We start from the raw sequence: 25280 nt of genomic DNA on the forward strand, positions 1-25280 counted from the left end.
GAAGTCTTTAGTTTCTATTTTTAAAACATACGCGGCGCTGAAAGATAAACAGCGCCGCATATCTTTTCTGCATTACAAAAAACGTAATGAAACAAAAAATTATTCTGTTTTCATCAAAAAAATATTGAGGAGCATTTCTATGCATAAAAAGCGTTTATTCTTGTGTACAGCCGCTTATGCTTTTTTTCTTATTTTACCTTTACCCTCACAAGCAACGCCTCTGGTTTAAATGCCCAAACACGCAATACACTCGAAGAGCTTATTAAAGCACCTGAACAATATCGCTATTTAATTGATTTAACCAACATTCCAACAGCATCAGAAAAAAACCTTGAAAAAATAGCATCTGGTGATTTTATAGGAGGAAATTCATATTTTGATCAGATGCTTCAAGAACAAGAGAACGAGATAGAAAATAGAGTTAATAGCTATTTTTCAGGAATCGGTAGATATAACTCTAGTGCACATAAAAATGAGTTACAGAAGAATCTTAGTGATGTACGTGCTCGCGCCATGTCTGATAGGTATGATAGAAACTTACAATACAGGATGCAAGCCAGAACACAGATTGAGCAATCACGTCAAAACCGTTTGAGAACAAGAGAACATTTATTACAAAGTTACAATGATGCACTTTTCAAATCCGGACAGGCAGCAGCAATACTTGAAGCCGATAATCAACGTCCTGTTGATGCCCAACGTACAGAATGGGTAAAGGAAGATAATCGCGCTTGGAAAGAGCTACAAGATAAAGCGGACATGCTGCACAAAGCGGCAGCTGTGGATAGTGCCTTACAAGGACAAAACAAGGCTCTTGCTAATGCTATACGAGAAGAAATCAAAAAGGCTTTGAATGACGATAGACAATCCTATCTTAGTGGTGAACGCGTAAAGAACACCACTTCCTCTACTCTGGAAACAACGCCTAACACATCATCAAAAGCGCATGTGAATTTACCCCTAAAGATTGAGACGACGAGCCAAACTGCCGGTGATACTGAAAAACCATCTAAGCTTGCGGACAATAACAAAACCGTAGCCCTCTCTCATGCCCCGCTTAATTCTGAAAAAAAACCAAAATGCTCACGCCACAAATGGCAAGCTCTTTGGTAATGCCTAATGCTCTTTTTGCCGTTGGATTTTCTGATATAAACAATCACAATATATTGTTAGACAATATGCGAATAACAACGTTTGAACCAAAAGAGAATAAAAAAATGGGGTTTTCTTCTCTACTTATGGGAATAAGTTTACGTTCTCTCGCAGTGTTAATATACCATAAGAGAACGTTAATGCCAATATGCACTATGCAGTTCTACAAGCAGGTGTTAAATTGGTCGCATTCGAAGATCAAAATACCGTCACAGATTTTGGTCTCCTGGGGTCATACGGAAAACTCGCTTTCATCCCAAAAGATAGAGAAGGCTCTCAAAAGAGTACGTTCGATAAGTGGTCTCTTACAGCATATGGAAACATCCAGCATGATAATGGAATATATGCCAACACATTCCTCTCTTACGGAATTTTCAAAGAAAATAACAGCACCACTCTCATAAGAAAGACTAAAAATAACATAAAAACAGTGAGTGTCTCTGCCACCGTTGGTCAGAAATTCCCCCTTAATATTGAAGGGCTCATCCTTGAACCCCAAGCACAATTTTCCTATCAATATCTCATGCTTAGCATCCTCCCAGATACCGATAGCTTCAAAACGAATATGTGTAATCTTCATCAAGGCATGCTGCATATTGGTGGTCGTTTAACACAAAATAAAGGTCATGCTGTTTCCTTCTATAGCAAATGATACATGACTGAGACTTTTGGTCATAAGAGTGCCATAGAAATGGGTAAGAGTTTCCAACTTCCTTCTATGGAAATTGCAGTTGAAGGTGGTTTTGGTGTTCATGCACACTTATCACAAAAAATTGCGCTTCATAGTGATATTAGTTATCAACATAAACTCAGAAAAGCGGGACTCTCTGGAATGAGCGTTTCCGCTGGAATGCACTACCGTTTTTAAAAATAATTTAATTAACATCTTGAAATATAGACAGCGCTACATATGTTTCTTTTTGCAATTTAAAAAAGAAACATAATGGGTTAAAAAATTTTATTTTTTAAGAGAGGGGGCAGATATTTAGGAATATATCTCATGAAAAAAAGCTTCTTGCTCTGCACACTTTCTGGAATTTTTTTTTGCTCTTCCAGCCTATCCTATGCCCTCTCTGTAACGACTCTACCATCAACTGTAGGCTACCCTCCTTCTGATAGCTTAAGAACTCCATCTAAAGTGGATGGATATTCAATCAGGACACCTTCAACGACAAAACCTACAGTTACTATTACACCTACTGTAATACCTAGCCCTACAGGAACTGGAAGTCCTTCATCTCAAGACCATAAAGAAGAAACCTCACCAAGAAATACAGAAACTGATAGGCCTCCTAGCACTGGACCAGAGCTTCAACGTGCTCGGACAGGTACAGAAAGTTCAAATACTGAGTCTAACTCCAGAGGAAGTCTACAGAACTATCCACCTGCAAATCCTGTACTCTCAGGAAATGATATGGAATCTTCAGCGGCAGGACCCGCGAAATCCAGAAGACGCCAAGGTGCCTCTTCTTCCACAGGTCTTGTCACTGGAGAGAAACCATCAAGTCCTTCTATGCCTCCACAAGCAAGACCTGAAGAACCAGTGCTTGTACAGGAAGCACCTAAAAAACCTGAACTTGCAAAACCGGTAAGCGTACAACCAGAAAAACAGCCTGAAAAACCAGTACAAGGTAAGGATATACAATCTGTGGTTGTAGTTAAAGACAATGAAACTGTAACTTTGCGTGATGTTAACATTTACGACAAGTATTTTGCTGTCTATGTAGAGGGGAAAAACTCCGTAGCCCAAATACGAGGAGGAACAGTTGCTGCAGGTTTTGTTGCACTGAGTACAACAGAAGGGGGAACTATTGATGCTTCCAATATTGTTGCAACAGCAGAAACAGCTGGATTGGTAAGCAGCAATGGTACAATAAAGCTTAAAGATTCGACCGTATATGTTACGGGACTTTATAAATCTGATGGTATCGTTCTCAAAGATGCTCTCTCCTACGTGTTAGAAAACCAAGATATACGCGATGCGGAACAAGATATACGCAATGCTGAAGAAAAAGCTGATGCTGCCTCAAAAGAGCAAAACATTGCAAACAGAATAACACTGGAGAATACGAAGCTTTTTGTTGAAAATGGTATTGGTATTGGTGTTTATGGGAAATACATAAACAACGAAATCAACCTCAAAAATTCAGAAATTCATGCTGATGTTTTACTAAAAAGTGAAACTGCTGCTCCTCTTCTGTTAACGGCAAATCATTCCCTTTTAGAAGGGCGGGTAAGAACATCAGAAGAGAGCAAAATAGTTTTTGATTTCACAAACGGCTCAAAATGGCTTTTAAAAGCGAGTAAAAACGCAATAAATAATGATAAAGAGCCCACTGATTATGCGCAGTTTGGTAGTGATGAAAAATCATTCTCTAACCTCTCTGCACTCAAGCTCACAGACAGCATGATTATGTTTGAAAAGCCAACAGAGGGAAAATACCAGACTTTGTTTATAGGGTCTCACCCGCAACGAGAAAATGAAAACTCCAATGCACCAGTAGTTTATAGTGCAAAAGGTAGCACAGCGCTTCATTTGAACTCTCAATGGAGCAGTTCTTCTCCAATAGAAGAACAAAAAACTGATCGTGTTGTCATTCATGGTGACGTATCAGGGAATACTGTGGTTCATGTTAATCTTTTAAAAAAGGAGAAAAAGATAACCGAGAGCAGTTCTGTTCGGGGAGAACACATGATTTCCCTTCCTTTAGAGACGCATGGAATTTCGCTCATTCAAGTTTTTGGAAAAGCGGATGAAACCTCATTCAAGTTAGCGGGGGACTATATGACGAGGGAAGGTTTGCCTTATAAGTACATACTCACGGGTTATGCACCAGGGACATCTCATGCAAGCCAAAATCTTTTGGGGAAGAATGATCGGAATTTCTGGGATTTCCGGTTGCAAAATGCTTACCTTGATAAGGATAAGAAAGTGCGAGCACTTTTACCGCAGGTCGCAAATTATTTGGTCATGCCCAATGCTTTATTTTCTGCTGGATTTGCTGATGTAAATAATCAAAATGTGCTATTAGATAATATGGGTACAGCAGTATTTGGAACAGAAAAGAATAAAAAGAACGGCATCTTCTTGTCCTCCTATGGTGAGAAGGTGACTTTATTTTCTAACCGTGCCCCCCTGCACTATGGCTACGGTGCTGATGTGAACTATACTGGGCTACAACTCGGTGTCGTATTGGCAACACTAGAAGGTGAAGATATCCGTACACATTTTGGTCTTTTAGGAACATACGGAAAACTTGGCTTTACTCCAAAGGACATGGAAGATTCTGAAAAGACAACGCTTGATAAATGGTCACTCACAGCTTACAGCGGCATCCAACACAGCAATGGTCTCTATGTAAATGCGCTTCTTTCCTACGGAACACTAAAAGGAAATATTACGACAGCTCTTGTTGGAAATGCTGTAAAATTGGATGGTACCGAAACACTCAATATATCTGCTACCGTTGGTCAAAAAATAACAACCGGTACAAAGGGGCTGATGTTTGAGCCACAAGCGCAATTCATTTATCAAAATCTTATCTTCGATGTTCTATCAGATGCCAATGGTTTAGAAATTGATATGGGCAATCCACGTCAATGGTTGGTCCGTATGGGTGGACGTTTGACACAAACTCTCACAAGCGAAGAAGAAGCCAACACTTTCTCCTTCTATGGCAAATTGAACATACTCAAAGCTTTTGCTGATGGTGAAACGATAAAAATTGCTGACACATTCTATCTTGATCCTACCGGCACTGCCATTGAAGGAGGTATTGGTGTGAATGCTACCCTCTCCCAAAATATTGCACTTCATGGTGATATTAGCTATCGGCATAAACTCCAAAAAGCCGGTGTTTCTGGAACCAATTTTTCCGGTGGAATAAGTTATCGTTTTTAAAGCAGAATAAGTATTAATTTTAAGAAAAGGCAGCACAGAGTGCTGCTTTTTTTTGATGCAATTTTCTTTTTCAAAAAAAATCTTATAAAAATGCTAAAAAACCACTCAATAAACAAAAGAGAAAGATACACACCCTCTCTGTAAAATCATTCTTTCAACAGACAATATGTTTGATTTATAATGATAAGTTATCGTTTTGTCTGTTGAATGAGAGCCTCGAATACTGTGGGGTTCTCTCATTTCAATCCTATTTTATGTTGAAGCAATCAAACCATCCGCCAAAACATCTGCTTGCGCGTTACAAGTGGGATTGGCGTGTGGATAAAAACTATAAAAAGGAGTAAAAATGCCTCTTATGAATCGTCTAAACGCAAGAGCACTCTCAACATTGAGTGCTAGAAAAAAGAGCAAAGAGTAGACTTTTTCACATTGGATCAATCCCAAACGCACCAATTCCCAATTGCACCCATTATTGTGAATAATAAAAGATGCCGAATGATAATACCCAATAGAGTTTGAAACGCGCACCTCTGCTTGACAAAGCCATACAGCACATCATTATTTTAATCACCCAAAATCTATGGCATTGATCAAAACTGGATCAAAGCGTTTCTTTTGTACGAGCGGCAACTCCTTGCATAGCTTGCGAAAGATTGTTGACTGCATCCAAATGCATTTGAAGTAATTCGCTATTACGATGTAATTTTTCCTGTAAATCCGACAACAAGCTTTCAACCTCATTCTCAATATCTTCATTCATGTAGCGTTTTATATCGCTTATAGATTTATTAAGGTCACGCAAGCCACGTATTTTACATAAATTTATTTCTTCATAATCTGGAACACCATTGCTCTCTAGCATATTGCTTTCATAATCGACCACTTGTGCCAATCCTTTAACAGCAGCCACAAATTTTGTCATTGCCCAGTCACGATCAATAAGATTATTATCAAGAACGTTTGCTCTTGATGCAAAACTATCATCACCATATTGCACTACAGACATTTTTATCTTTCCCCTTTATAATATTGTTCAATCTTGCTCACAAATAAGGGAGATTAAACAGCTTTTCTTCAATGCTGATACACTCAATTGAGTTCATTGTGCAAAATTGCTCCGACAAAAAGCACGATAATCCTTAAAAGCGCATACCACTTCAATTTTCAACGCATTTTATGAAATGTTTTTTCTTTGCTCCAAAACCACCCTTAGCACAATATCAATTTGCTAAAACACTGCAAATCCTTAAACAAATTGGGAATATCAGAAATCTCCAAATTTATTGCACCTTTTTTCGATGAACAACGATAATGCCTTAATCTAGACAAAATTTGATGTATATAAAGGTTTGAGTTTTTTAAAGATTTCAATATTTTACCCTCCATAGTCTTTGGCTTCACTCTGCCGAGACGTTACTTTAGCGCTCTACAGGGTCAGCCCATATCTGCCCAGAAAGCTTGATTTCTTACACGCTGTACTCCTCGTACTCACAGTACCTTGCACAAAATGCAAGAAAAACACCTTCTGAACATAACCATGCGATAATATCAAAAAGATAATTTACAATAATCAACGATTACCCTTTTTTAATTATCATTCGCTTTTCTTTGCAATGAACGACTATATAGGATTTCCTTAACCTTTTCAAGAGTTTCTAAAACACACCGTTTTATAATCTTTTGACCCCATAAGCCCTTAAAACAGCTCTGCACGAACACTTTTAGTATTTTATTTAAAATGCCTCTTTCTTGTAGATCATTTTGCTCAAGAACAGAGTGCGCACTTATGAACACCTTTGCTGCACACGCATTTCATCCCTAAAAGAAAAATCATAGATTTCCTTTGCAAAACAAAACTTCTGCTGTGAACGCTTTGTTTTATTCTCAATATTCAATAGAAAGCTCATTGTTCTTCTTTTTACTGATCATATTGGATTTTTTCTTCATAAAAGCAGCTTTATCGCCAATCTCGTTATGATGTAGCATCACTCACAAAGCTTGTATAAAAGAGTTAAAGATCGTTGTTCATTGAGAAAAGGCGCAATAAATTTGGGGATTTTTAGTACTCACCAATTTATTTGAGGATTTGTGGTGTTTTAGCAATTTGCTACATGAAACGAGCACATAAAAAACAAATGAATACACAACAAAGCAATACTGTTTTATACCCTACAGTGCTAAAACGCCTCAAATACTTATGAGAAATAAAAAGAATCTTAGCATCTTCGACTCTTGTTTAAAGAGTAGAACACTTCCCTAAACTTTGTTGGCTTTTAGCGAAGTATATATGTGGTGGAAACTTATACTTATATTTCAAATGCAAATCGGTTTTCTTTTATAAAGACTGTCTCTTGCATCTTAAAGAGCAGAAAACCTTCACAAAAATAGGAGGTTTTCCATTTATTGGAATATACATTCTTTGCGTTCAAGTCAAAATTCACTCTTTCTTGAAAGAAAGCAAAAAACACAATTGTTACAATGACTTTTGTCTATCCACTGCTGTCTTATACTTTTTCTAACTTACGAAATCTTTAGTAGAGTTTCTTAATCTCCCATTAAAATTTCACCAAGCGCTTATCCAGCATTTTTACAATTTTGGGATAACTGTAGCGATATGTCTAAAGCCCTCTACTCGTTTGCAAAACATTTTTACAATTCTGTGATGCTTGTACAGATGGTCCTGCCTTTGCGCATTTTAGATACCATTCGTCGAGTAATTTGGGATCTTTTTTTAAATTTTCTACGCTATAGATCTTATCCTTACAATCAGTAACGATAAATCCAATACAACGAAGCAATGCTGTTATAATGATTTTTTTCATAAAGAATTTCCCCTTCTATCTTTTAGATTTAAAAAGTTTGAACACTGTTTTAGTGCTCGATTAAAACTTCTTCTAAGAACTTGTTTAGTGTTTTTACAATTTTGAGATGGATTTTATAAGTTCTCCCTACTTTATACATTTTGTTACCTATTTATCGCGTAATTTCCCATCTTTCTTCAACTCCTCTAAGCTACAATTTCTTCACCACCAGAAACAATAAGCCTAGCGCTAAAAAGTGTTACTGTTATAATGGCTTTATGAAAGAATAAATTCTGTGAAATAGACTTCCCATAAACGGATTATTTATTTTTAGCACGGAAATTCTCCCTATATGGCACGCATTTAATAGTTTAACAGAATAAATTCATGACATACGCGCTACTGTTTAATTGCAACATTTTCTTTTTTTAGAGTGCAATAAACAAAAAATAATCTCTTGCTCAAAATCCTTATCAATAAAATTCCATAAAGCAAATGGGGATGCTTCTTTAGGTGCTATACAACAAACAAGCTGTATTACTTTAAATATAATAACAACTTTAGAGAAATGCTGGAGAAGAGCATATTCATATCCAATTGTATAATGTTCAATCCTGTAAAACATAGAAATTTGTATCATGCCATGGAATGAATCTTACAAATCAAAGGAGAAAGAACAATTAAAGCAAAAGAAACGTATTATCGTATATCATTTTTTACATTTTTCCGTATTTCTGTGAAAGCAATTCACGCACCTCATCTGCTATTTTTGTTCCACGGCTAGCACAACTCATCTTGATCGAACGATGCAAACTTTCCGGCACATCAATGGTGAGACGCTTCATACCTTCCTCCATACTTCCTTTGCGGCTTTCTACCCATGCATCAGCTGTTAAAGGAATTGATTTATTGGTTGGTTTTGTGCCAATGTTGATTTTCTTATTTCCGGTCTTCATTGTTTTGTTCCCAGTTTTAATTGTTTTATTCATTGTACAAACTCCTTGATTTCCACTGCAACAGCTTCAATCTCTGCAGCTGCTGGTCCTTGCTGATCAACCTCATAAACAGCTTTTCCCTGTGCTGCGGCTTCTGCAAAAATCACGCGTTGTGCAACGCTAGCAGAAAGGACATGCACGGGATACCCTCCAAGAGCTTCACCTACATCACGCCCTATCGCTGTATTGACTATTCTACGATTAATAACAAAAGCAGATTTTAAATTTTCTTTATAGACGCGTGCTTCATCAATAAGCTTTACAATTCCATCTGCCGCCCAAATATCATACGGACTAGGCTGCACCGGAATAAGCACAACATCCGAAGCCATGAGAGCACTGCGGGCAAGATCAGTCACACGTGGAGGACCATCGATAACAATATAATCATAAGTATGACCAATCTGTGTAATCTCCTTGTGAATCGTTGCACGCGGCAAACCAACAACTGAAAACAAAGGAGCACCTTCACGAGCAGCTGCCCAATCTAAAGCACTCCCTTGTGGATCACCATCAATAAGCAATACCCGTGCTCCAGCCCGTGCAAAACTAGCCGCAAGATTCACGCTTAACGTGGTTTTTCCAACCCCACCCTTTTGATTCAAGAGTCCAATGATCATGATTTACGCCTTTCAGCTTTAACGTTTTTGCGATTATACAGAAAGTAACAAAGGAGACAAGTCTTTGGAGAAGCAAGTATCTGGCGCACTTAAAACACTTCCCTCTTCTCTTTCGCAGATATAAAAGCAACAGCCATACAGGCTCCATTGAAAACTTGAAGCACTCTCCCCCTTTTACACACCGCTCCTCTTGACCAAAGGGAAAACAGAATATTTTTTAAAGAAATCTACAGTTTTAAGTCTACAACTCCGCATTGCCCCAAAATACCTCGAATGAAAAGCCTAGTCGTTATACCACCATCCAAACAAGTTGAAAAAACTTTAGAGCCCACTCTTTAATTTCAACAAACGCACCAGAAAAATCCGTTTTCCCTCCAAAAAAACAGTCCTCATGAAAGAGAATTATGCAACAGATCAGCACCACAACCAAAGCAAAAAATTCAACACAAGAGCAATGAATATATCCTTGATGATTAAGATGTCTTGCAAGTCCACATCATTTTTTGAACAAGGTCTATTTTTCTCGACAGCAGCGGCATTTCTGTTAAATATTGACTCAAAAAATCTCACTCTCATCATGCCCTTTTGGAAAGCAAGCATGAGAACATCATGAAAATACCTGATCGGAGATAGACAAAGATGAATTTGCAACAAATTGAAAATTTGCAACAGATCGCCCCTGATATTTTTATCAGCGCCCAAATCACTCTCGAAAACATTAAAACATTAGCACAAGCTGGTTTTAAAACGATTATTTGTAATCGCCCCGATCAAGAAGACCCGCATCAACCCGATTTTTCCATCATTAAAGCAGCAGCACACCACTATGGTATAAAAGCCTATCATATTCCTATCGTGCCACCGGTCATCAAAAAATCAGAGATTGAAACCATGAAAACAATCTTAAAGACAGCCTCTAGACCTCTTCTCACCTATTGCCGCCATGGAACACGCTCCATACATCTTTATCGTTTAGCCTGTCTCTCATCATGAGTCTTAACGAATCATAAAGAAATAAGCAGTAATTTTTGAACGATAAAGCCATTTAAATTTTATAAACTTACGAAAAAGACAATGCTGAAATCCGATCACCAGACATTCGATTCCCCTTCCCAACAACGGAAAAAACATATATTTCATGATGTTTTAGAGTATATTTTCCTAATGGCAGTTAGTTTAAGTGCTATTTTTGCTGCTCTGCTCTCCTTTTCAGATCAACTTAGAGCATATTTTTAAAAGTGAGCATCCTATCTAACTGCGAAAATGGTTGTACTGCCGCCAAAATTGCTTTTGCTGCTTTTTCATCACGCTGCATTTGTGCAATCAAAGCATCGAGTCCCTCAAATTTTTCTTGCCCTCGCAAGAATTGTATGAAAGAAACAGTGCAGCTTTCTCCATAAAGGTCACCGTTAAAATCAAACAAATACGTTTCCAAAAGCGGCGCACCATTTTTCACAACTGTTGGACGACAACCAAAGCTTGCAACTCCATCATACAAAACACCGTTAGCACGACGCAAACGTACGGCATAAACACCATGTGCCAAATTGGCTTGAAGGGGTAAGATCTGATTAGCGGTCGGAAAGCCCAAAAGGCGTCCAAGTTTTTCACCCTCCACAATATTAGAGCGCACCCGATAATGATAGCCCAACAAATGCGCTGCCCTTTCTACCTGTCCTTGTGAGAGAAGCTTACGGATAGTGCTAGAAGAAATGATCAATTGTTGTCGATCTTGTCTGCTAGAGATACAAGGAATTTGTAAAACCTCAAATCCATATTTTTTCCCTCTTTGACAAAGAAGATGTGAATTTCCACTTTTCTGATGACCAAATTGAAAATTTTCTCCCGTCACCACAACCGAAACATCAAAAGCTTGTTTTAAAATCACACGAATAAATTCATCTGCCAAAAGAGCAGAAAAATCTGCATCAAATGGTTGTTCAATCACTCCATTAAAGCCAAGAATTTTAAAAATTTCAGCTTTTTCAGGAGCTTCTGTCAAACGATCAACAGGAGCAGAGGGGCAAAAAAAACTCCTTGGATGTGGTTCAAAGGTTAAAACAACAGCGGGTTTATTTTTTATACGCGCTAAATCAAGCGCTTTTTGGAGCACCACCTGATGTCCATAATGAACACCATCAAAATTTCCAAGTGCCAATACGGCTCCCCGCCAAGACAAAGGAAACATTTTTGTCCCCTGAAGACGCAAAAAATCAGACATTATTGAAGAGCCCACATAATCGCTTGTGGCTTATAGCCATAACGTTCAAGAAAAGAGTGCAAAGCTTGTTTATCTACCATACCGTTTTGCACATAGTCATAACGGTGAATACCCCCCATGATATAAAGTACATCAAGACCAAAATGGACAGCGCCTTTAACATCGGTCAAAAGACCGTCACCAATCGCTAAAATCTGACTTTTTTCTACTGTTCCACGAATTTTTTGAAGTTTTTTAAAAGCACCTTCATAAATGGGCGCATGGGGTTTTCCAGCAATACGCACTTCCCCACCTAATTGTTGATAAAGATGTGCCAATGCACCAGCGCACCAAAACTCCTGATTTCCATAATGGACAATCACATCAGGATTGGCACAAATAAAAGGCAAATTCCGTGCGCGCATACGATGAAACATATCCTTATAAGCAGAAGGTTCTTCTTCAAGATCCTCAAGAAAGCCACTACAAACCACAGCAGAAGCTTCCCATTCTTCAACGAGTTCGCACTCTAATCCTTCAAATAACACCGCATCGCGTTGTTGACCAATAAAAAAAATTTTACGTGGTGCAGCACGAATAAGATCGCGTGTCACATCTCCTGAAGTAATAATAGCATCATAATAGTCGCTATGAACATTCATACTTTGCAATTGAGCAACAACATCCTCCCGCCGTCGAGGTGAATTGGTCAAGAAAATAACATTTTTTCCCATCTGTCGAATTTTGTGCAACACTTTCAATGCTGGTTCAAATGCATGCACACCATTATGTACAACACCCCAAACATCGCAAAAAACAGCATCGTAACGCTCTATAACAGTATCAATATGGGTAAGTTCGTTCATGTTGCACCTGCTTATACATTTGTCATTTATGAAACTGTCTTTTACTTAAAAACGACTTATCGAAAAACCATTCTTCTGTCATCTGCTTTCTCAACACTGTATTTTTCTCACATTAAAATTTGCATCGCCTAGAAAGATCATAAAGAATAATAAAATAAATAAGCGAAGTGGTATAAAATTCGTAAAGCTTCTTATCATTCCAAAGCTTACAATTCTACAATGCTCTTTACTTTGAATAAAAACTTAAACTCTAAAAACTATTCTAGTGATACAGTTTCTTCTCTGAAATACTCAAGTTCTTCTTTTAAAAATGAACAAAGAAATCTTTCCATAAAAACTGTTCAAAAGAAAAAGTTCCATGTCTCTAGGTACAAACGCACTTAAAGCGCACACCGAACAGACAATATGCGGCATTGCCTATCAATGCGTGGACTTTAAAGCCTAAAAGCATGTTATAGATTGCATGGAAAGCATTTCATATTTTAGGTTTCATGATACTCTTATGAGACAGCCAAAGCTGTTTAAAGCACAAATCTCTCTTTGCGTTTTAAAGATCATTTTCTTTCTTGATTTTCTTACAATCTTTAGAGATCAAGTGGATTATGAGCGCCCTTTTTTCTTCTCCACTCTTGTGAGAAATCAAATTGATGAGATTACGGTCTTCGTAAGATAAATCGCCATGTTTTACGGGACAAAACAATCTATAAGCGGATATTCTAAACAATCTTCTTTCTCGTCTCTCTCCAACGATGTGTGTAATCATTTTCAAACACCATCCTCTTATTGCCTACATCTGAATAGACTGGTTTTTCCTTATAGAATTGTGTCAACAATGGCTCTTTGTCTCAACAATAGCTCTAGAAATAATTCTAACCGCAATATTGTTTTGTAAAAGGGATATAACAATCCATTAACCTCTCTGAAAAACCTCTACAAAAATTCCTATATCTCCTTTCAATTCTCTTTCTGGTTCACTTCAATTGGCTTTATAAGATTCTGAAACATCAGGAAAATATCTCCATAAAGCGCATCATAAACCAGCAAAAGGATTGTAAGATCCATTGTCTCGCCTCCATTGTGAAGGTTTAGTGAATTCACTAGACCAAAGACCAATTTTTTTATTGCGCGCTGTTTCTTCAGCAATACGATACTGCACTGGAAGAGGATTTTTATCTTCTTTCGAAAGCACAAGCATGCCCTCTGCAAGACCAACTTCAGCGAGATCAATCCCTTCAATAAAACATTGCGCATAAGAAATACCATTGTGCATAAGAGCCTGCTTACAGGATAAATTTTGACCAAGTGTTTTAGTGACAAGCCAAGCTGTTGTAACGACACCACAGTGCCATTCTTGATCGTTCAATTTTGCTTTTTGACGCGGTGCACAAGTATCCACACCATATAAATGAACAATGCGTGTGATATGTTTACGCCAAGATTGTGCAACAGGCGTGAACAATTTAAATGTAACACCACTGGTAACAAATGCCTTCCCCTGAAAAACAACCCCATTGTTTGGTAAAACACTCTTTTGCAAATGAAGAGCTGGTTCGTTTTTTGTCAATCTCTGTTTGGTAAGAGCTTCCATTGGCTTTTTCTTTTCCAAAGACTGATCGACACTCTCTATTCCAGTATTTTGCCTAGTATCTTCCATTGTAATTTTGAGAACGCCCAAATCTATTTTATCTTTATATTGACTTATTCCCCATAAAAGAGAACCCATAATGTAAACAATAACGATGAATTTAAAGCGCAGGCGCTTAATATATTCGCTCAAAAAATTCATTGTTTTTCTGCCCTTTCACATTTTTACCAACAAACTTCTTCATTCTGCCAACAACCTTCTTCGTTCTGAATAAGAAATTTTAAAGAAGATCTTTCACAAATTCGCTATGCCGAAATATACAACTTAAAATTGCCATTTTTATGTAGAACAATCTTTAGATGAATTTTATCTCTTAAAAAAAGCATGTTGAGAGTAAGAAAAAATCACTCTCAAGCTTTTAGAAAGGAGGAGCGTAGTGGTTCAGATTGTTAACCGTAAAGTAATGAGGTTCTTCGGGAGAGATAAAAGTCCATAAATAAAGAATTCTTTTAAAGAGAGGTAAAATGACAAACAAGATATCCAAGAACATGATGTTTATAGCCATTATGCTGCTTTTAACATCGCTCATTGTATTAGATACTTCTTATGCCGCCCCTGCTACGAATGGGCTAGGAAAACTTGATAGTGTTTTAGATAATATTGTTAAGATGATGACAGGTCCCACAGCAAGGCTTATTGCCATTATATGTGTTGCAGCTGTAGGCATTGGCTGGATGTACGGCTTTATTGATTTACGTAAAGCTGCTTACTGTATTCTCGGCATTGGAATTGTTTTTGGAGCCCCCACTCTCGTTGGTCAATTAACGGGCGCAACCAGTTAGCAGGCACAACATAAATGAATGAAGATACTCTTTTCCTTGCCTGTACACGACCCGCCATGTTTGCAGGTGTTACAATGGAGGCGATGGCTCTCAATGTCATGGCGACAACCATTCTCTTCATTTTAACAAGTAGTTTTTCCATGATGGGTTTAGGTTTTGGGATGCATTTTGTTTTGCGCGAAGTAACAAAATATGATCACAACCAATTCCGCGTATTGTTTGCGTGGCTGAATACCCGAGGAAAACAAAAAAACCTCAACAGATGGGGAGGAGGGTCGACTTCCCCCTTACGCCTTATCCGTACTTATAAGGAACTTATGCAGTGAAACAAACGTCTATCATGAAACGAGAAACTTTTGTTGAAGACTATATTCCCTATATACGCCATGTTAACCAGCATATCATTGCATTAAATTCGCGTTGTTTAATGACCGTGATAGCTATTGAGGGGGTAAATTTTGACACTGTAGATATCGATCAATTAAATTCCTTACATAATCAATTAAACACGCTCTTAAAAAATATTGCCGATGAACGTGTTGCTTTATATTCTCACATTATTCGTCGTCGCGAAACGCTCTATCCAGAAGGTCAATTTCTTTCATCTTTTGCAGCAACATTAGATGAAAAATATAAAAAGAAAATGATTTCGCAAGAGCTTTATAGAAATGATCTGTTTGTTTCACTGCTCTGGAATCCGGCAGCAGATAAGACAGAACGGTTAGCTTCATTTTTTCAACGCTTGAGCAAAGCCAAGAAAACACAATCTGAACCAGATGAAGAAGCCATTCACAAAATCGAAGAATTAAGCCGAGATTTTATACAAGGTTTAGAGGTCTATGACGCGCGCCTCTTATCAGTTTACGAACATGAAGGCATTTTATTTTCTGAACAAAGTGAATTTCTACACCAGTTGGTAGGGGGAAGACGTGAGCGTATCCCCCTCACCTTTGGAACCATTGCCTCAACGATTTATTCAGATCGTGTGATTTTTGGGAGAGAAATTATCGAAATTCGCCATGAAAGCAATGAACGCTTTGTTGGTATATTTGGGTGGAAAGAATATCCTTCTAAAACACGTCCTGGTATGACTGATGAATTACTGACAGCACCGTTTGAATTCATCTTAACACAATCCTTTGTCTTTAAGAGTAAAGCAGCGGCCGGTATCATTATGAGCCGCAAACAAAATCAAATGATTAACGCAGTAGATCGTGCCAGCTCACAAATCGATGCCCTTGATGAAGCCCTTGATGACTTAGAATCAAATCGCTTTGTTTTAGGGGAGCATCATCTCTCTCTCGCTGTTTTTGCCGATCATCCTAAAATATTAGCTGAAAATCTTTCAAAAGCGCGTTCGCATTTAACCAATGGTGGAGCAGTGATTGCTAGAGAAGATTTAGGATTGGAAGCGGCATGGTGGGCACAATTACCCGGAAATTTTAGCTATCGAGCACGTTCTGGAGCTATTACCAGCAGAAATTTTGCGGCTTTATCTCCCTTCCATTCCTTTCCCATTGGTAAGCTTGAAGGCAATGTTTGGGGATCTGCTGTCGCATTGTTAAAAACGCAAGCCAGCTCCCCCTATTATTTTAATTTTCATTATGGCGACCTTGGCAATACCTTTGTTTGCGGGCCATCGGGATCTGGTAAAACAGTCATTGTTAATTTTCTTCTTGCACAATTGCAAAAACACAACCCTACCATGGTCTTTTTCGACAAGGATCAGGGTGCAGAAATTTTTGTGCGCGCTGGAGGTGGAAAATATAAACCTTTAAAAAATGGGCAACCTACTGGTATTTCCCCTTTAAAAGGCATGGAATACACAGAAAAAAATAAAGTCTTTCTTCGTAATTGGGTCTTGAAACTTGTTACAATTGAAGGACAAATCGTGACAGAACAAGAGCGACAAGACATCGCCAAAGCTATTGATTCCTTAGAAAGTTTGCCCTATGCACAACGCTCTCTTGGCGCTCTTCAACTGTTTTTTGATAACACCTCAAAAGAGGGAATTGCCATAAGGTTACAGCCTTGGGTCAAAGGCAATGCCTTAGGCTGGGTTTTTGATAACGACCAAGATGATCTGAATTTAGACGCAAAATTTATTGGTTATGACATGACCGATTTCTTAGACAATGAAGAAATTCGGTGTCCCTTAATGATGTATCTTTTTCACCGCATTCTTGATCTGATTGATGGACGGCGCATTATTATTGTCATTGATGAATTCTGGAAAGCCCTTGAAGATGATTCATTCAAAGCGTTTGCGCAAGATCGTCTCAAAACAATCCGGAAACAAAATGGCATGATGCTGTTTGCAACGCAAAGCCCCAGAGATGCTTTAAATTCAACAATCGCCCACACGATTATTGAGCAATGCCCCACCCAAATATTTTTTCCAAATCAAAAAGCAAATTACAACGATTATGTTGAAAATTTCAAACTGACTGAACGGGAATTCGAACTCATACAATCGGAATTAAGCAGAGAATCCCGTCGTTTTCTTATCAAACAGGGACAAAATTCTGTTGTTGCTGAACTTAACTTACGTGGAATGAACGATGAGATTGCTGTCTTAAGTGGCACCACAAAGAATATTGAACTCATGAACCAAATTATCAACGAATATGGAACAGACCCCGATAGGTGGTTGCCCATTTTTTATCAAAGGAGAGAAAACCAATGAAAAAATATAGTTTCGTCACATTATTATCTTTGTCTTTTATCTCTCATACAATGGCAGAAACTACAGAAAATGCTGATGAATATTATAAACAGGCATTAGAAAGCACACAACAATTAAACACTGTAAAATCAGAAACAGCTGGAACTATTCTTGATAATGCAACGAAAACTACAAAAGAAATTCAGAAAATAAATGAGGAACTTACACAAGAACAATCACAAGAAAAACCTGATCCAGAAAAATTACAAACTCTTCAGATAAAACTTTCTGTTCTTCAAGCTAACCTTCAAGCGGATGCTTTAAAGCTCCAATCTTTGGCTATGATTCAAGCAAAAGACAGCAAAACAAAAGAAGAAGTCCGTGAAGAAGAAATTAAAAAACAGCATGAAGAGATTGTACAAAAATTAAAGGGGAAACTTGAGAAGTCTAATGTCCCATCAACACTTGGAAAGCTAGATGACTGATTTTAGTTCTGCTCCATTTGAAAGTATTTCTGGATATATTTTAAAGCCACTCAATGATACGATGGACATGACCGTGCATAATTTGTCTACTGCTATTTCAGCACCCCTGAATCTTGCCTCTATCATTTTCATTTTTCTCTATGGTTATAATGTCATGACGGGTCGTGTTGCCCTTTCCACGCAGAGTCTTCTCAACAATGTGGTGAAAATCGTTATTGTAACAACAATGGCAACCAATGCAAATACATTTAATATCTATGTTAAAGATATTTTTTTCAATGATTTAGCAAATTCCATTGGCAATGCCTTCAACGGCAATGATACTGACTCTAATGTCTTTGATTATATTTTGTTACAAGCATGTTCTCGCTATCAAGAAGCCTTAGCTAGAGCTTGGTTCTTTGAGAAAATTTTGGTTGGCCTGCTTGGTTTTTTAATGATTTGCGCTGTTATTGTCTTTTGTATCGGTGGTTTTATTGTCCAAATGTTTGCACAAGTTGCACTTGTGATGATTATAGGTCTTGGGCCACTCTTCATTAGTTTATATTTGTTCAATGCGACCCGAAAATTTACCGATGCATGGATTACAACGCTCGTTAATTTTACCATTTTGCAAGTTCTGGTAATCATGTTGGGAACGATTATGTGCAAAATTATTGTGCATGTTCTCGGTGGATCCTATGATTCCATCTATATTCTTTTCCCTCCTGTCGTTGTCATCTCGGTCATAGGCGCCATTCTTTTTCGCGCACTTCCTGGTATTGCTTCTGCTCTTGCTTCTGGAGGACCATACTTTAACGCTGGTATGTCATCAGGTGCTCAGATTTTCACAATGCTTTCCGGCGGAGCAAAAGCGGGTGGAAATGTCGCCAAAAGTGCTACTTCGAAACTCTCTGGTGCAGCAAATAGCGCAGCAAATGTAGCGAGTGCAGCAGCCAAAGTCGCAAAAACGGGAGCGCAAGGACGTGGTCGATTTTAATGTGAAGCACTTTTTTAAAAGAAGCAAAATTTTTGTTTTTGCACTGCACGCACGAGCTAAAGCGGGAGCTCCGTGCATATTGCGTTCCCCCCTAACCTTAGTTTCACAAAACCAACCAAAACTTTTCATCACCTGCTTTTGTGAGATTGTTCAGAGCTGTTGTCTTTCCAAATATTTACGAGTTTAAGAAATGAAACGAAAAATAACTTTTTTTCTCATCTTAAGCATGGCCCTTACCGGCTGTGCTTCTCTGAGTGGCCCAAAAAAACCACCGCGTTGTAATGGGAAACAGACCCGCGTTTTAAATAGAGATAAATGGGATTGGGACCATAGAGCCACACAGCAAGAAAAAATCATAAAGCCTGTTACGACACCGATTATCCTTAATACTCTAGAAAGTGAAAAAGCAACAGCGGTTGTCACTCCACATACAGCTTCATTCAATCCTATCAACCATAAAAAGCTCTCTGAGAAAACTTTGGAGGTCGTGCGTGAACAGTGAAGCACTCAAAGAATATATAAAAGAAGCACGTTCTTTCGATATTGATCGCATGCATGGCATGCGGGTACGGATGAAAATTGCCATGGCTCTGATGGTGCTTTTTGGATTAATGACGATTGCTTTAGCTTTGGCTGTAGCAGCATTAACACCCTTAAAAACCGTAGAACCTTTTGTTATTCGTGTGGATAATTCAACAGGCATTGTTGATACGATCAGTGCCCTAAAAGACTCTCCCAACGACTATGACGAAGCAATAACACGTTATTTTGCAGCCAAATATGTTCGTGCACGCGAAGGATTTCAAGCAACAGAGGCAGAAAACAATTTTAGCCTAATCTCTCTTTTATCTTCTCCAACAGAACAAAACCGTTTTGCCAAATGGTATGCGGGCAACAATCCAGAAAGCCCACAAAATATCTATCAAAATATGATTGTTACGGTCACAATCAAATCTATTTCCTTTTTAAGCAAAGATCTTATCCAAGTGCGTTATTACAAAACGCTCAGAGAATTAAATGGCAAAGAAAATATTTCCCATTGGATTTCGATCTTAAATTTTTCTTATATTAATGCACAGATTTCAACGACAGATCGCTTAATCAACCCCCTTGGCTTTCAAGTGTCGGAATACAGAACCGATCCAGAGGTGATACAATGAGCCAATTTTCAAAAATAGTCTTTTTAGCTTTCATCGTGGCAATAAACTGCTATACAGCCTCCTTATATGCAGAAACAGCCCCTGTAAGTGCCCGCAAAGACAATCGTATTCGATTTGTCAATTATGATCCATACAATGTTACCCAAATTATTGGCTCTATTCGTTCTTCGGTCCAGCTTGAATTTGCCGACGACGAAGAAGTTGCCTATGTGGGAATTGGCAATTCCGTCGCTTGGCAAGTTGCACCAGCTGGTCACTTTGTTTTTCTAAAACCACGCGAAGTACAACCCGTCACCAATTTACAAATTGTCACAAGCCGCCAAGACGGAACAAAACGCTCTTATCAATTTGAACTCCAAGTGCGTGAAGGTGATGTCTCAGCGGGAAATGATACTTATTTCCTCGTAAAGTTTCGCTATCCAGCAGATGAAGCCTTGCGTAAGAAACTCGCCGAAGCAGCAAAAGCCGAACAGCGTGAGGAAGATTTTGTCAATGATATTTTAAATACCCATGAAGATTTTGGCCCGCGCAATTGGGCTTATGAAGCACAAGGTTCTCCCCTCATTGAACCAAACTCTGTCTATGACAACGGAAAAACAACCACCTTTACATTTTTGGGCAATAGCGAAATTCCTGCCATTTATCTTGTATCGCGTGATGGACAAGAATCTCTCGTTCCAAAATCGATTAAAGGCAACAAGGTCATTGTTCATGCGACAGCTGCGCAATTTACTCTGCGCCGTGGCAATGACGTGCTTTGTATCTTCAACAAAAATTTTGTTCCTGAAGGTATCAACCCTGAAACTGGCACAACATCCCCCTCTGTACAACGTAAAGTGAACATAGGAAACAGCTATGAATGACAAAATGGATGAAAAAAACATCAATGATCGCGATACGATAAAAGACGCTCGAGGAAAAAACCAACATAGCAATATCGGCAAAGCAGTAACTCTTGTTATTCTTTTTAGTGTTTGTCTTTATTTAGCCTATTCAACGCTTGCCACAGACAAAAAACCACCTGTTGAAGTTCAAAAAGAAGGGGTTATTAAGCAAACAGAACTTTTTCGCCCAGCAGAGACAAAGCCCCCCTCTCTTCAACCAACAGAAAAAAATGAGACAAAAAATAATACTCCATTGCCAAAGGTTGAGCTACCAACGCCCACAATAAATCAAGCAGCCTTCGATGATAAACTTCTAGAAGCAGCGCAACGCGCTCCTGTGTTAGCTTATACGAATACACAACAGGATAAAACTCTAACAAATAATGGCTCTTTGTTGAACCAACTGGAAAACAAGCCGGATGAAACAGCACAACGCTTTAACAATCTTCTCAAGCCAACAACCCTTGAAGGTATTCGCGCTTCAACGCTTGGCAATCGCAACTACATTATCGCAATGGGCGCTTCTATTCCCTGCATCTTAGAAACAGCTATCAGCAGTGACCAACAAGGATTTACCAGTTGCATCATCTCCAGAGATATCTTGTCAGACAATGGTCGTGTTGTCCTTCTTGATAAAGGCACACAGATTGTTGGTGAATATCGCGCTGGATTGAAAAAAGGACAAAATCGCCTCTTTGTTCTCTGGAATAGAGCCAAAACACCAAATGGTGTCATTATCGCATTAGCTTCACCTGCTACAGATTCCTTAGGGCGTTCTGGCATAGATGGAGATATTGACAATCATTGGTTAGAACGCATTGGATCTGCGCTTCTTGTATCGATTATCAAAGATGGCACAAACTATGCGAAAAACCGCTTATTACAAGGCCAAGAAGAGAAGAAAGATTCTGAAACAGTCTCTTCAGGAAAAAATATTGCCAATATTATCACAGAAAACTACGCCAATATTCCTCCAACCTTGACAAAAAATCAAGGAGAAATGGTGAATGTTTTTGTGGCGCGTGATTTAGATTTTTCCAATGTTTATAAATTGAAAATCATTGAAAACAAACAACAGATTGTCCATCGCGCCCTTTCAAGAAACTTTTATAAAAGCCCAACGGTGACTTTAAAATGAGCCAAAACGCACACCATTTGAACGATGAAACTGTTGCAATTGTTTTAACAAAACTTGAACCCATCCGTGCTTTTTTGCAAGATGCAAGTCTTTTTGAAATTGTCATCAATCGTCCCTATCAAGTCATGACAGAAGGCATTGAGGGGTGGAAAACCATGGAAGTTCCAGCCCTGTCCTTTGATGAACTTATGGGAATTGCGAAAGTTGTCGCTTCCTATTCTAAACAAAATATATCGGATAAAAATCCAATTTTATCGGCGACTTTACCCAATAATGAACGTATTCAAATTGTCATTCCTCCGGCGGTAGAAAAAGATACGATCAGTATGACAATTCGCAAACCATCATCACACAATTTTTCCCTCGAAGATCTGGCAAACAAAGGTCTTTTTTCCATGTGTGAACAGGTGTCATTCACGTCTTTAAGTGATTATCAATCGTGTTTTCATGAACTCAAAAGTGTTGAACATGATTTGATAACCGCTTACTGCAACAAGGACTTCGTCTCCTTTTTAAATCAGGCGGTAAAATACCAGAAAAATATTTTGATTTCAGGAAAAACCGGTTCTGGGAAGACAACATTGTCAAAGGCACTCATTGCCAAAATTCCTCATAATGAGCGTATTATTACCATTGAAGATACACAAGAACTGATTGTTCCTCAACCCAATCATGTTTCTATGATCTATTCAAAAGATGGACAAGGCTTAGCCTCTATTGGCCCCAAAGAATTGCTTGAATCTTCTTTACGAATGCGTCCTGATCGCATTCTTTTACAAGAGCTTCGAGATGGAACAGCCTTTTATTATATCCGCAATGTGAATTCCGGCCATCCAGGTTCGATTACGACGGTTCATGCCTCAACAGCACTTGCCGCCTTTGAACAAATGACTCTTTTGATCAAAGAAAGTGAAGGCGGAAGTGATTTAGAGCGGGATGATATTCGAGGGCTGTTGATCTCAATGATTGATATCATCATCCAATGTAAACGAGTTGAAGGAAAATTTAAGGTCACTGAAATCTATTATGATCCGTTCAAACAACGAAACATCTTTGGAGGGTAATGCGAGAGAAGACATCTACTGGAAGAAAAACCTTTTAAAGCAACTGTTGAAAAACGCTAAAGGAAGAATAAATGAAAACAAAGAGAACAGAAAATCTTTTCTCTCCTACAACGGAAGAATTACAAAAGCGCCGCGAAGCTGTTGATGCGGCCATTAACAGCCATGAAATTGAAGGGTTAACACTTCATCCCAAAACACTAGAAATTTTAGAAAGGTACGCAAGGGGGAATATTTCACTCGAAGAATTTAACACTCTTATGGACAATACTCTCTTATAAGGTGGCCATTATGCCAAAAGCAAAGTCAAAAACAAGAGGAACACCCTCACCCCTTCATTATGTCTATCCTGATACCCAAATACTCAAAAACAAATATGGAGAAACAGATTTACAGCGTTTTCTGGAAAAATGTTCCTCTGATATAGAAGCGGCAAGAAATGCTCTACGTCAAGAACCACCACCAGACTATTTTGATTGTGCTTATCTATGCCATCTCCATCAGCAGTTGTTGAAGCACGCATTTGAATGGGCAGGGCAGTTCCGTAATACCCCCTTCACATTTGAAGATGGTACCACTGCTATCATGCCAGAAATGCACAACGCGGAAAGTGGTGATGCTTTTGTAAGCGGTGAAGAAATCCCCGAAAGCTTACAAAGATTAGAGGAAACGCTTACTGAAAAAAACAATTTGCAAGGCTTAACACGCCAAGAATTTATCTCAGAAGCCGCAGAACTGTTTATTTCTCTCAAATATATACATCCCTTCATAGATGGCAATGAATACGTAGAAGAACTCTTCTTTGAAAAGCTTGCCCAAGCAGCAGGACATCAGCTTGACTTTTCGCTTGCAACAAAAACACGCATGATGGCAGCCTCTAGCGAAGCAGCACAACATGGCGATACACAACGGATGAAAGAGCTTTTTGAAGATATCTCCAATCCAGAAAAAATGCTTCTTTTAGAGAAGTTCATGAACCATATGGAAGAACTTGGGCACAATGTTCATGATTGTCTTGTTATGGTTGCACAAGAAGGCGTAACATACTTAGGAACCTATAAAGGTGGCGATTTTGGTGGTTTTGTGCTCGATACACAAGGGATTTACATCCTAGGTAACAGTGAGCATCTCACGCCAGAACAACGAAAAACATTAAAAGCTGGAGAGATCATTACCTTTACAGCCTTAACGGCGCAAGAGCTTGAAAATACGCTTATTCCCAAAGAAACACTCGCACCTCTCACATCAAGTGAATATGCCGAAAAGGTTGTACAAAGTGCCCGTGTCCAGACAGCGCGAGAGCAAATTCAACATTTGTCAAAACTTGTTTATGGCAGCTCAAAAGCATTAGACGGACGGATGGAAGAGATTTTTAGAAATCCAGATTTAGGCCAACGGCTTGCTGATCAGATTGAACGCACGCCTCACTCTGTTGCTCCTCTTAGAGGTTTTGACCTCTTTGTCTACAAAACTGCAGCGCGTACAAATGCTGAAGGGCATGTAAAACTGCTCTGTAGCGCAATTGTCAATTATGCGGAGGCTGTAACACAGACGCGTTTTGCAATCACTCAAGCACATCAAATCGAACAAGATCGCTGCGGAAGAACGGTAGAGAAGCCAAGTCAAAACTTGCAAAATCTCTTTTGCTTATCACCAGAAAAACAACAAGAAGTTTTGTCTCAATCTCCTTCATTATACAAAGAACTCCGCATGTTTATATGCAGTATAGAGTGTCGTCTCTCATCAAACGAACATCGCGCAATCAAAACACATGATTATGAAGCACTCACGCAAAGTCTTGGTGTCTCAGAACAAAAAGCACAAGAAATTACAAACACTGTTCAGAAAGCCAAAGAAACACATAAGCAAGCCTGCACCCGCACACTCAATCGCTCAAATGCGCTGGCTATGGCCAGTTAAAAACCTAGCCAAAAACGATGAGATCC

At 38.7% G+C, this 25280-nt stretch carries 25 protein-coding genes; 17 read left to right on the forward strand and 8 right to left on the reverse strand.

From position 1 onward, the window contains the following. Positions 1-162: 162 nt before the first annotated feature. The 4 genes from NPX99_RS06470 (at position 163) to NPX99_RS06485 (ending at position 5053) form a co-directional block, all read left to right on the forward strand. On the forward strand, positions 163-1113 hold the full coding sequence (locus tag NPX99_RS06470; RefSeq protein ID WP_269031064.1) for a hypothetical protein: 951 nt from the start codon (positions 163-165) through the stop codon (positions 1111-1113). 187 nt (positions 1114-1300) lie between these two features. Continuing rightward, the gene (locus NPX99_RS06475; RefSeq protein ID WP_269031065.1) at positions 1301-1804 is read left to right on the forward strand and encodes an autotransporter outer membrane beta-barrel domain-containing protein; all 504 of its coding nucleotides are present in this window, start codon (positions 1301-1303) and stop codon (positions 1802-1804) included. Positions 1805-1807: 3 nt separating this feature from the next. Beyond that, the gene (locus tag NPX99_RS06480; protein ID WP_269031066.1) at positions 1808-2020 is read left to right on the forward strand and encodes a hypothetical protein; all 213 of its coding nucleotides are present in this window, start codon (positions 1808-1810) and stop codon (positions 2018-2020) included. A 132-nt stretch (positions 2021-2152) separates the two neighbouring features. After that, a complete protein-coding gene (locus NPX99_RS06485; RefSeq protein ID WP_269031067.1) occupies positions 2153-5053 on the forward strand; it encodes an autotransporter outer membrane beta-barrel domain-containing protein in 2901 nt (966 codons plus the stop codon). A gap of 252 nt (positions 5054-5305) precedes the next feature. On the opposite strand, the gene NPX99_RS06490 is transcribed toward NPX99_RS06485, so the two are convergent. The 5 genes from NPX99_RS06490 to parA all read right to left on the reverse strand — a co-directional run bounded on the left by NPX99_RS06490 (position 5306) and on the right by parA (position 9469). Further along, a complete protein-coding gene (locus NPX99_RS06490; RefSeq protein WP_269031068.1) occupies positions 5306-5581 on the reverse strand; it encodes a hypothetical protein in 276 nt (91 codons plus the stop codon). Between the two features lie 73 nt (positions 5582-5654). Then, the gene (locus NPX99_RS06495) at positions 5655-6059 is read right to left on the reverse strand and encodes a flagellar protein FlgN (protein ID WP_269031069.1); all 405 of its coding nucleotides are present in this window, start codon (positions 6057-6059) and stop codon (positions 5655-5657) included. 1612 nt (positions 6060-7671) lie between these two features. Further along, a complete protein-coding gene (locus NPX99_RS06500; RefSeq protein ID WP_269031070.1) occupies positions 7672-7875 on the reverse strand; it encodes an EexN family lipoprotein in 204 nt (67 codons plus the stop codon). A 695-nt stretch (positions 7876-8570) separates the two neighbouring features. Continuing rightward, positions 8571-8810, reverse strand: coding sequence for a hypothetical protein (locus tag NPX99_RS06505; protein ID WP_269031107.1), 240 nt, complete (start codon positions 8808-8810; stop codon positions 8571-8573). A gap of 29 nt (positions 8811-8839) precedes the next feature. After that, the gene (parA, locus tag NPX99_RS06510; protein ID WP_269031071.1) at positions 8840-9469 is read right to left on the reverse strand and encodes a ParA family partition ATPase; all 630 of its coding nucleotides are present in this window, start codon (positions 9467-9469) and stop codon (positions 8840-8842) included. 639 nt (positions 9470-10108) lie between these two features. On the opposite strand from parA, the gene NPX99_RS06515 reads away from it, so the two are divergent. Further along, positions 10109-10462, forward strand: a complete 354-nt coding sequence (locus NPX99_RS06515; protein WP_269031072.1) for a TIGR01244 family sulfur transferase — start codon at positions 10109-10111, stop codon at positions 10460-10462. A 226-nt stretch (positions 10463-10688) separates the two neighbouring features. Here the strand turns inward: NPX99_RS06515 and NPX99_RS06520 are convergent, their stop codons facing one another. From NPX99_RS06520 to NPX99_RS06530, 3 genes are all read right to left on the reverse strand, one after another. Further along, on the reverse strand, positions 10689-11690 hold the full coding sequence (locus NPX99_RS06520) for a bifunctional riboflavin kinase/FAD synthetase (protein WP_269031073.1): 1002 nt from the start codon (positions 11688-11690) through the stop codon (positions 10689-10691). Next, positions 11690-12535, reverse strand: coding sequence for a TIGR01459 family HAD-type hydrolase (locus NPX99_RS06525; protein WP_269031074.1), 846 nt, complete (start codon positions 12533-12535; stop codon positions 11690-11692). The genes NPX99_RS06520 and NPX99_RS06525 overlap by 1 nt, the downstream gene beginning before the upstream one ends. Before the next feature lie 1030 nt (positions 12536-13565). Continuing rightward, positions 13566-14321 carry a hypothetical protein gene (locus NPX99_RS06530; RefSeq protein WP_269031075.1) on the reverse strand — a complete coding sequence of 252 codons (756 nt, stop codon included), beginning with the start codon at positions 14319-14321 and terminating at the stop codon, positions 13566-13568. A 323-nt stretch (positions 14322-14644) separates the two neighbouring features. Here NPX99_RS06530 and NPX99_RS06535 point away from each other — a divergent pair, with 323 nt between their 5' ends. The 12 genes from NPX99_RS06535 to NPX99_RS06590 all read left to right on the forward strand — a co-directional run bounded on the left by NPX99_RS06535 (position 14645) and on the right by NPX99_RS06590 (position 25254). Then, positions 14645-14962 (forward strand): TrbC/VirB2 family protein, encoded by a 318-nt coding sequence (locus NPX99_RS06535; protein WP_269031076.1) that lies wholly within the window; start codon positions 14645-14647, stop codon positions 14960-14962. A gap of 14 nt (positions 14963-14976) precedes the next feature. After that, positions 14977-15288 (forward strand): type IV secretion system protein VirB3, encoded by a 312-nt coding sequence (locus tag NPX99_RS06540; protein ID WP_269031077.1) that lies wholly within the window; start codon positions 14977-14979, stop codon positions 15286-15288. A gap of 14 nt (positions 15289-15302) precedes the next feature. Further along, complete coding sequence (locus NPX99_RS06545; protein WP_269031108.1) at positions 15303-17648, forward strand: VirB4 family type IV secretion/conjugal transfer ATPase; 2346 nt, start codon at positions 15303-15305, stop codon at positions 17646-17648. Further along, positions 17645-18112, forward strand: coding sequence for a type IV secretion system protein (locus NPX99_RS06550; RefSeq protein ID WP_269031078.1), 468 nt, complete (start codon positions 17645-17647; stop codon positions 18110-18112). Before NPX99_RS06545 ends, NPX99_RS06550 begins: the two co-directional genes overlap by 4 nt. Beyond that, on the forward strand, positions 18105-19091 hold the full coding sequence (locus NPX99_RS06555; RefSeq protein ID WP_269031079.1) for a type IV secretion system protein: 987 nt from the start codon (positions 18105-18107) through the stop codon (positions 19089-19091). The genes NPX99_RS06550 and NPX99_RS06555 overlap by 8 nt, the downstream gene beginning before the upstream one ends. 190 nt (positions 19092-19281) lie before the next feature. Continuing rightward, positions 19282-19593 carry a type IV secretion system protein VirB7 gene (locus tag NPX99_RS06560; protein WP_269031080.1) on the forward strand — a complete coding sequence of 104 codons (312 nt, stop codon included), beginning with the start codon at positions 19282-19284 and terminating at the stop codon, positions 19591-19593. Then, positions 19547-20251: a virB8 family protein gene (locus NPX99_RS06565; protein WP_442864053.1), complete on the forward strand. Its 705-nt coding sequence runs from the start codon at positions 19547-19549 to the stop codon at positions 20249-20251. The genes NPX99_RS06560 and NPX99_RS06565 overlap by 47 nt, the downstream gene beginning before the upstream one ends. Then, positions 20248-21114: a P-type conjugative transfer protein VirB9 gene (gene virB9 / locus NPX99_RS06570; RefSeq protein WP_269031082.1), complete on the forward strand. Its 867-nt coding sequence runs from the start codon at positions 20248-20250 to the stop codon at positions 21112-21114. The genes NPX99_RS06565 and virB9 overlap by 4 nt, the downstream gene beginning before the upstream one ends. Then, a complete protein-coding gene (gene virB10, locus NPX99_RS06575) occupies positions 21107-22273 on the forward strand; it encodes a type IV secretion system protein VirB10 (RefSeq protein ID WP_269031083.1) in 1167 nt (388 codons plus the stop codon). The genes virB9 and virB10 overlap by 8 nt, the downstream gene beginning before the upstream one ends. Beyond that, complete coding sequence (gene virB11 / locus NPX99_RS06580; RefSeq protein WP_269031084.1) at positions 22270-23337, forward strand: P-type DNA transfer ATPase VirB11; 1068 nt, start codon at positions 22270-22272, stop codon at positions 23335-23337. The genes virB10 and virB11 overlap by 4 nt, the downstream gene beginning before the upstream one ends. 71 nt (positions 23338-23408) lie before the next feature. Further along, positions 23409-23615: an antitoxin VbhA family protein gene (locus tag NPX99_RS06585; RefSeq protein ID WP_269031085.1), complete on the forward strand. Its 207-nt coding sequence runs from the start codon at positions 23409-23411 to the stop codon at positions 23613-23615. A gap of 10 nt (positions 23616-23625) precedes the next feature. Next, entirely contained in the window at positions 23626-25254 is a 1629-nt protein-coding gene (locus NPX99_RS06590; protein WP_269031086.1) for a BID domain-containing T4SS effector, read from the forward strand. The last annotated feature ends 26 nt before the right edge of the window (positions 25255-25280 follow it).

Origin of the sequence: Bartonella sp. 220B (assembly GCF_026930205.1) — a bacterium.
Taxonomy (GTDB): domain Bacteria; phylum Pseudomonadota; class Alphaproteobacteria; order Rhizobiales; family Rhizobiaceae; genus Bartonella.

What these genes read in the sequence shown, in the direction of transcription:
- NPX99_RS06520 (WP_269031073.1), bottom strand. Translation starts at nt 11,690, where the DNA reads ATGTCTGATTTTTTGCGTCTTCAGGGGACAAAAATGTTTCCTTTGTCT.
- parA (WP_269031071.1), bottom strand. Translation starts at nt 9,469, where the DNA reads ATGATCATTGGACTCTTGAATCAAAAGGGTGGGGTTGGAAAAACCACG.
- NPX99_RS06495 (WP_269031069.1), bottom strand. Translation starts at nt 6,059, where the DNA reads ATGTCTGTAGTGCAATATGGTGATGATAGTTTTGCATCAAGAGCAAAC.
- NPX99_RS06550 (WP_269031078.1), top strand. Translation starts at nt 17,645, where the DNA reads ATGAAAAAATATAGTTTCGTCACATTATTATCTTTGTCTTTTATCTCT.
- NPX99_RS06525 (WP_269031074.1), bottom strand. Translation starts at nt 12,535, where the DNA reads ATGAACGAACTTACCCATATTGATACTGTTATAGAGCGTTACGATGCT.
- NPX99_RS06485 (WP_269031067.1), top strand. Translation starts at nt 2,153, where the DNA reads ATGAAAAAAAGCTTCTTGCTCTGCACACTTTCTGGAATTTTTTTTTGC.
- NPX99_RS06555 (WP_269031079.1), top strand. Translation starts at nt 18,105, where the DNA reads ATGACTGATTTTAGTTCTGCTCCATTTGAAAGTATTTCTGGATATATT.
- NPX99_RS06505 (WP_269031107.1), bottom strand. Translation starts at nt 8,810, where the DNA reads ATGAAGACCGGAAATAAGAAAATCAACATTGGCACAAAACCAACCAAT.
- NPX99_RS06535 (WP_269031076.1), top strand. Translation starts at nt 14,645, where the DNA reads ATGACAAACAAGATATCCAAGAACATGATGTTTATAGCCATTATGCTG.
- NPX99_RS06500 (WP_269031070.1), bottom strand. Translation starts at nt 7,875, where the DNA reads ATGAAAAAAATCATTATAACAGCATTGCTTCGTTGTATTGGATTTATC.
- virB9 (WP_269031082.1), top strand. Translation starts at nt 20,248, where the DNA reads ATGAGCCAATTTTCAAAAATAGTCTTTTTAGCTTTCATCGTGGCAATA.
- NPX99_RS06475 (WP_269031065.1), top strand. Translation starts at nt 1,301, where the DNA reads ATGCACTATGCAGTTCTACAAGCAGGTGTTAAATTGGTCGCATTCGAA.
- virB10 (WP_269031083.1), top strand. Translation starts at nt 21,107, where the DNA reads ATGAATGACAAAATGGATGAAAAAAACATCAATGATCGCGATACGATA.
- NPX99_RS06530 (WP_269031075.1), bottom strand. Translation starts at nt 14,321, where the DNA reads ATGAATTTTTTGAGCGAATATATTAAGCGCCTGCGCTTTAAATTCATC.
- NPX99_RS06515 (WP_269031072.1), top strand. Translation starts at nt 10,109, where the DNA reads ATGAATTTGCAACAAATTGAAAATTTGCAACAGATCGCCCCTGATATT.
- NPX99_RS06480 (WP_269031066.1), top strand. Translation starts at nt 1,808, where the DNA reads ATGACTGAGACTTTTGGTCATAAGAGTGCCATAGAAATGGGTAAGAGT.
- NPX99_RS06585 (WP_269031085.1), top strand. Translation starts at nt 23,409, where the DNA reads ATGAAAACAAAGAGAACAGAAAATCTTTTCTCTCCTACAACGGAAGAA.
- NPX99_RS06560 (WP_269031080.1), top strand. Translation starts at nt 19,282, where the DNA reads ATGAAACGAAAAATAACTTTTTTTCTCATCTTAAGCATGGCCCTTACC.
- NPX99_RS06590 (WP_269031086.1), top strand. Translation starts at nt 23,626, where the DNA reads ATGCCAAAAGCAAAGTCAAAAACAAGAGGAACACCCTCACCCCTTCAT.
- virB11 (WP_269031084.1), top strand. Translation starts at nt 22,270, where the DNA reads ATGAGCCAAAACGCACACCATTTGAACGATGAAACTGTTGCAATTGTT.
- NPX99_RS06545 (WP_269031108.1), top strand. Translation starts at nt 15,303, where the DNA reads ATGAAACGAGAAACTTTTGTTGAAGACTATATTCCCTATATACGCCAT.
- NPX99_RS06540 (WP_269031077.1), top strand. Translation starts at nt 14,977, where the DNA reads ATGAATGAAGATACTCTTTTCCTTGCCTGTACACGACCCGCCATGTTT.